The sequence below is a fragment of the Actinoplanes sp. NPDC049802 genome (assembly GCF_040656595.1).
Classification (GTDB): Bacteria; Actinomycetota; Actinomycetes; order Mycobacteriales; family Micromonosporaceae; genus Actinoplanes.
In genome coordinates this window covers 111,610-117,994 of record NZ_JBFAMR010000021.1, presented here as the reverse complement: position 1 = coordinate 117,994, position 6,385 = coordinate 111,610, and the positions used below count along the sequence as shown (strand labels likewise).

Annotated in this window: 5 protein-coding genes; 2 read left to right on the top strand and 3 right to left on the bottom strand. The window is 73.1% G+C overall.

The window, feature by feature from the left end; genetic code table 11:
* Positions 1-770: 770 nt before the first annotated feature.
* Positions 771-1,592, bottom strand: a complete 822-nt coding sequence (locus tag AB0I88_RS17220; RefSeq protein ID WP_361024629.1) for a metal-dependent hydrolase — start codon at positions 1,590-1,592, stop codon at positions 771-773.
* Between the two features lie 111 nt (positions 1,593-1,703).
* Positions 1,704-2,129, bottom strand: a complete 426-nt coding sequence (locus AB0I88_RS17215) for a DUF1707 domain-containing protein (RefSeq protein WP_361024627.1) — start codon at positions 2,127-2,129, stop codon at positions 1,704-1,706.
* Positions 2,130-2,360: 231 nt separating this feature from the next.
* Between AB0I88_RS17215 and AB0I88_RS17210 the strand changes: the two genes are divergently transcribed.
* Positions 2,361-3,992, top strand: coding sequence for a sensor histidine kinase (locus AB0I88_RS17210; protein WP_361024624.1), 1,632 nt, complete (start codon positions 2,361-2,363; stop codon positions 3,990-3,992).
* On the top strand, positions 3,989-4,666 hold the full coding sequence (locus AB0I88_RS17205; protein ID WP_361024621.1) for a response regulator transcription factor: 678 nt from the start codon (positions 3,989-3,991) through the stop codon (positions 4,664-4,666). Before AB0I88_RS17210 ends, AB0I88_RS17205 begins: the two co-directional genes overlap by 4 nt.
* Before the next feature lie 36 nt (positions 4,667-4,702).
* On the opposite strand, the gene AB0I88_RS17200 is transcribed toward AB0I88_RS17205, so the two are convergent.
* Complete coding sequence (locus tag AB0I88_RS17200) at positions 4,703-6,163, bottom strand: GGDEF domain-containing protein (RefSeq protein WP_361024618.1); 1,461 nt, start codon at positions 6,161-6,163, stop codon at positions 4,703-4,705.
* Positions 6,164-6,385 lie beyond the last annotated feature (222 nt).

Below are 6,385 nucleotides of genomic sequence, written 5' to 3'. Positions count from 1 at the left end.
GGTGGGCGGAGGGCCGGCGTGCTGGGCGATGTGTGCTCGGAGAACACGACACCCGTAGTGGGTGTGACGACACCCGTTGCGGGTGTCACGTCTGCGGAACACCGATGGCCGAGATTCGTGTCCCGTCTCCCCGGACGGGAATTCGTCTCCGCGTCCGCTGCCAGCCGGTGAACGTGATGGTGATTCCGTGTGGCGGCCGGCCGGTGCACACGCTGGAATTCACGGGGCAGCGTCAACGGCGGTCGCCGAGGAGCCATCGCGGGCCGGCCGGGTTGCTTCGCCGGTCTTGCCCAGCGACGAGCACACCGTCCACGCAATGCCGTCCACATGCGCAACCACCGCAACGGACGGATCTTCACCGGTCTTGGACCGCCGACCGCCGACCGCCGAGGCCCACCGCCGACCGCCGTCGCCGGTCATCGAACCCCTGATCCACGTCCGGTCTCCGCTACCCGGCACCCGCGTCGTGAGGCCTGGCGAAGCGGGGCCGGACCGGACATGCGCTGAGAGCGAGCCTCTATTGATAAGCCAGCAGGGTCAGCGCCGGTAGCTGGCCGAACAAGACCACCGGCCGGTATGCGGACACTTCCCCGCCTGCTCGCCGACGTGCGGTAGGCGCCAACGGAGGGTCGATGATCGGCCAGGCGACGCCCTGCGCGAGCGGCTTTCCCGGCGCGCTTGCTCGGCTGCGAGGGGCGGGGCCGGGGTGCCGGCTCTGCTGGGCGGAGCCGGTGGGGCCGGTGGGGCGGCGGGGCGGCGGGGCGGCGCGATCAGTGGCTGGCCCAGACGTCCAGGTTGAAGCGCTCCAGCAGGCCGGGGACGAACATGCCGGCGATGGACAGCAGAGCGATCACGGTGAAGGCGGTGCGCAGGATGACGACCTCGACCTTGCCGCCGACCTTCACCGCCATGCTGTTCGGGATGCCGACCATCATCCACATGCGGCGTTTGATCGGAATCGGCCACAGGATCGGGACGCCGTTCTTCGTGATCATGTCGCCCATGATGTGTACGAAGCAGCCCACCCCGACCGCCAGGCCGAGCAGCGGATAGCCGCGGTCGCTCGGCAGGTTCGCCGCCGTGAACCAGGCGATCAGGCCCGAGCACAGGGTCACGATGACCCAGCCGGCGCGTTCCGCCCACTCGTCGAACAGGCCACGCAGCGCCAGGCCGCCCATGAAGAAGACGATCCCGATCACCGCCCAGTAGCCGTACCGGTCCGCCAGCGCCGTCGTGCCCCAGCCGATCAGGGCACAGAACGGCAGCGTGTGCGTGAAGGTGCGGTGCCCGTTGTCGCGGCGCGGATCCCGGCTCAGCTTCGTCGCCGTGTAGACGCCCAGCGAGAACTTCTCCACCACCTCGGCCACGAACAGCGACGCCACACCGAACGTGCGGGCCACCGTCGCGCCACCCTTGTTACGGGTCACCTTGCCGGAGAGATCCAGATCCGGCAGCAGGGCGCCACCGGCGCAGATCGCCGTGCCCACCGCCACTTCGAGCGGCGTCTGGCTCACGTTGGCGAACTGGTCGAGCGCCCAACTGCCGGCCAGCCAGGCGGCCGCGCCCGAGAGCGCGTGCGACGGACCCATCATCTGCCTTGTCCCTCCCCGAACAAACTTCGCCACTCTGGCAGAGCGAACGGAGAAGATCAACGACCGGGCCGTCCATGTCGGAGTGGGGTCGCCCACCCGACAGCCCCGTGGTCAGTGCCGGATCACGTGACCGAACGTGTACTCCGGCCGCCAGCGCCCGTACACGGCGTGCTTCACCAGGCCCACGACCAGGAACGTCAACGGAATCACCGGCCAGAAGAAGCTCGAACCGGAGAGGATCCACAGCCCGATGAGGACTCCGGCGGCGATCATGAGGAAACTGACGTGCCGGCGCAGCGACCGGCGTGTCGCGGCGCGCGCCTGCGGCGTCCGGGCCAGGGCTCGCCGGCCACCGTCCGGGAGATCGGCCGTCAGCGGCGCCAGCTCGTCGCGATATCTGGCGGCGTACGCCGAAGTCAGCCGCTCCTCGCCCTCCACCATGTCGAGACGGCCCTCGGCCATGGCGGCCCGCAGGATCTCGGCCACCTGGTCCCGCTCGGTGTCCGAGGTCCGCAGGCGTGCCGGGTTGTGTTCCATGATGTCGTTCTCCTTCGATCGCCGGTGACTTCCGTATCCCAGAGTGGGCTCCGGGGCTGGGCGCCCGCGTCGGCCCGGCGCGGCATCCGTGCGGCGCATTCCGGGCCGTCGCTGATCCTCGGGGTACGCCCGGCGGCGTACCCGGGCCCGGCGTCGCTGCGCCCCGGGACGTATCGGGAGGGCCACCGCACGGCGATGTGCGGGCCTGCCCGGTGCCGTAGGTTCGGGTACATGAGGCAGGTGGACGGCTCACCGCCGCGGTGGCGGGACGGCTCGCGGTGGCGGGACGGGCCGCGGTGGCGGGACGGGCCGCGGCGGGACGGCTCGCGCTGGCGGGACGGCTCGCGGTGGCGAGGATCGGATCTCGCCGGCCGGGAGGCGGACGGCTGCGGCCCGGAGGAGACCAGGTCCGGGCCGCCCTGGAAACGCGGCGGGAGGCACGCGAACTGGCCGCCCGGCGCCGCCGTGGGAGCCGCGATCTTCCATCTCGCCGGGACCGACGATCTGGCCGAGCAGGGACGTGTCTACCTCGAGACCGGGCTGCTCTACTACTTTCTCCTGCTGGCCGGGCCGATCGCGCTGCTCTGGCGGCGGCGGGCGCCGGTCCTGTCGTTCGCGGTGGCGGCGGCTGCCTCGCTGGCGTTCGCGACGCGGGCGGCGCCGTACTGGATGTACGCGGTCGCACCCGCCATCGCCCTCTTCACCCTGGCCAAGCAGGGCCGCCGGACCGCCGCCGTGATCGCCGCGTTCGCAGCCTGGGCCGGATATCTGCTGGTGACCGTGGTGCTGGCCGGACCGCTGGAGTTGCCCGCCGGAGTCAGCCCCGGGCTGCGGGAGGTCACGCTCGCCGCGGCCGGTCTCGGCGGCGCGGTGCTCTGCGGCATGGTGTCGAAGGCGCACCGGGAGCAGACGGCGACCATCGCCCGTGCCCGGCTGGAACGCGCCCGCGCCGAGGAGGAGCAGGAACGGCGGCAGGCCTCGGAGGAGCGCCTGCGCATCGCCCGCGAGCTGCACGACGTCCTCGGCCACCACCTGTCACTGATCAACGTTCAGGCGGGAGTGGGGTTGCATCTGATGGACAGCCGTCCGGAACAGGCACGGGAGGCTCTCTCCGCGATCAGGACGGCGAGCGCGGAGGCGTTGCGCGAGGTGCGGTCGGTGCTCGGCGTCCTGCGTACCGAAGGGGAGCAGGCGCCCCGGCAACCGGCCCTCGGACTGGGCCGGCTCTCCGACCTGACCGCCGGGGCGGGCTTCCCGGTGCGGACCCGCGTCGACGGCGACGAGCGGCAGCTGCCCGCCGAGGTGGACCGGGCGGCGTACCGGATCGTGCAGGAGGCCCTCACCAACGTGCGCCGCCACGCCGGCCCGGAGGCGACCGCCCTCGTCGAGATCCGCTACGTGCCGGGCGCCCTGATGCTGTCGATCACCAACACCGGCCGTTCGGTGGCCGCCGGTGATCCGGGCGCGGCGACCGGTTCCCGGGGCAGCGGCATCACCGGCATGCAGGCCCGTGCCCACAGCCTCGGCGGCACCTTCACCACGAGACCGTCCCCCGGCGGTGGCTTCCTGGTCGACGTGGTGCTGCCCACCGATCCCGCCGCCGCGCCCACGCGACCGGGGCCGTGGGGAAGCCCGGCCGGCGTTCCGGCGAACGGCCGGGCCGAGGCCGGGGCCAGGAGTCCGGGCCGCTCCCCGGCGGGGGACGAGATCCCGGCCTGGGCGGCCGGCCCGGCGGCTCCGCCGGACCCGGTGGAGCCGCCGCCACCGCGCGACTTCGAACCACCGGGCCGGTGCGACCCGACCCGCACGGACCTCTTCGCTGAGCCGGGTGCCGCACCCGCACCGCCGGGGGTGGAGCGGTGATCTCGGTGGTGCTCGCTGATGACCAGGCGCTGGTGCGGGCCGGGTTCCGGGCGCTGCTCGACGCCGAGCCGGACATCGACGTGGTGGGGGAGGCGGCGGACGGGCTGCGGGCGGTCGAGGTGGTGCGGGCCACGCGGCCGGAGGTCGTACTGATGGACATCCGCATGCCCGGGGTGGACGGCCTGGAGGCCACGCGCCGGATCGCGGCCGAGCCGGCTCTCGCCGGGACGAAGGTGGTCATCCTGACGACTTTCGAGCTGGACGAGTACGTCTTCGAGGCGCTGCGCGCCGGGGCGTCGGGCTTTCTGGTGAAGGACACTGAGCCGGTGGATCTGCTGCGCGGGGTGCGGGCGGTCGCGGCCGGGGACGCGCTGCTGTCGCCCAGTGTCACCCGGCGGGTGATCGGTTCCTTCACGGCCGCCGCGGCGCGGGGCCGGCCGCCGGAGCCGTCACGGGAGCTGGATCAGCTCACCGACCGGGAGCGCGAGGTGATGGTGCTGGTCGCCGAGGGACTGTCCAACGACGAGATCGCCGGGCGTCTGGTGATCAGCCCGGCCACCGCGAAGACCCACGTCAGCCGGGCGATGATCAAGCTGGGCGCCCGGGATCGCGCGCAGTTGGTGGTCCACGCCTACGAGGCCGGCCTGATCCGTCCCGGCTGGCTCACCGGCTGACGGGGCTCACCGCCCGGGCGGGGCCCGGGGCGGCGATCAGGTGGTGGCGGGCTGCGGGGACGCGGCGAGGACGCAGCGGTTGCGGCCGGCCGCCTTCGCGGCGTACAGGGCTTCGTCGGCGGCGTGCATGAGGGACTCCGGGTCCGGGTGGGTGGTGGTGGCGGCACCGACCGAGACGGTCACCGACAGAAGGTGACCGCCGGCGTCGACGGGAAGACCGGCCACCTCGGTGCGGAGGCGTTCGGCGAGAGCGTGCAGGTCTCCGGGGCCGGTGTGCGGGGCCAGCACGACGAACTCCTCGCCGCCGTAGCGGGCCACCACGCCGCCGGCCCGGCTGGCGGTGGCGAGCCGGCGGGCCACCTCGCGGAGGACCTGGTCGCCGGCCGGGTGGCCGTAGCCGTCGTTCACCTTCTTGAAGTGGTCCACGTCGATGACCAGCAGTCCGACGCCGTGGCCGGCGCGGGCGGCGCGCCGGCATTCGACGGCCAGCGCCTGGGTGAAGTGGCGGCGGGTGTGCAGGCCGGTGAGGCTGTCCGTGACGGCGGCCCGCCGCTGGGCCGCGACCAGGCCGTACATCCGGGCCAGCACGAGCAGGAACATGATCGCGCAGGCCGCGCTGATCAGGGGCACGCTGACCGGGTCGCCGCGCAGCCATTCGATGAACTGGACGCCGGGCGCCATCAGCACGGCGACGGCGAGGACGCCGAGCCGGGCCGGGGACGCGTCCGGCAGGGCGGTCTCGCTGCGCTGGTCGAACCGGCGGATGCCGGGGTGCAGCGCGGCCGCGCCCAGCAGGCCGAGCGAGATCATCCACATGGCGTCCAGGTAGGCCTCGAAGACGGCGCCGCCGTCGGCGATGCCCTCGACCGCGTAGGCGGCGTCGACCGCCAGCATCGTGGTCAGGCTGCCGAGGACCAGGTAGAGGACCGGGCCGCGGGTGCCGGTGCCCATCACGAGGCGGACCGCCAGGATCAGCACCATCAGATCGAGGACCGGGTACGCCGACTGCGTGAGTTTCGCGTTGAGTGGCAGCTCCGAGTCGGCGGTCAGCGGCTGGAGCACGTAGATCCAGCTGAGCAGGCCGGCGCTGATGGCCACGACGAGCGCGTCGACGGCGCTGGGCATGTCCCAGCCGGGGGTGCGGCGGCGGATGAACATCAGCACGGCCGCGGAGAGCAGCAGGTAGTACGCGAAGTACATGAGGTCGGCCGGCGTGGGTTCGAGGAAGTCGCCGAGCCAGCTGTCCCGGACGGTCATGCCGTCCGCGATCGCGTAGAAGACCTGGGCGGCGGCCAGCAGGAACCAGCCGGACCGGTGTGGTGGCCGGTGCCGCATCGTGCCGATCAGCACGGCGACCGGGGTGCCGGCGCTGACCAGCATGTACGGCGCGACGGTCACCAGGTAGGAGGAGTCCGCCGCGCCGAGGCCCACACGCAGGGCGACGCAGATCGTCAGCACACCCAGCCAGGCGAGGCCGGCCCAGAGATCACGTCGCACTCCTGGAGCGTGCCGGGCCCCGGTTGCCGTCCGGGTGCGGATCGAGGGCTCCCGGGGTGCCGGTCCGGCCGTCACCGGATCGGGAGCCCTGTGTCTCAGATCGCGGGACGCCGGGTGGGGTCCGGCGACGATCAGATGTCCGTGGCGCTCGCGGGTTCGCGGTTCGCGGACGGTTCCCACACGGTGCCCGCCGGCACGTCGGGCACCGGCCGCTTCCGGGGA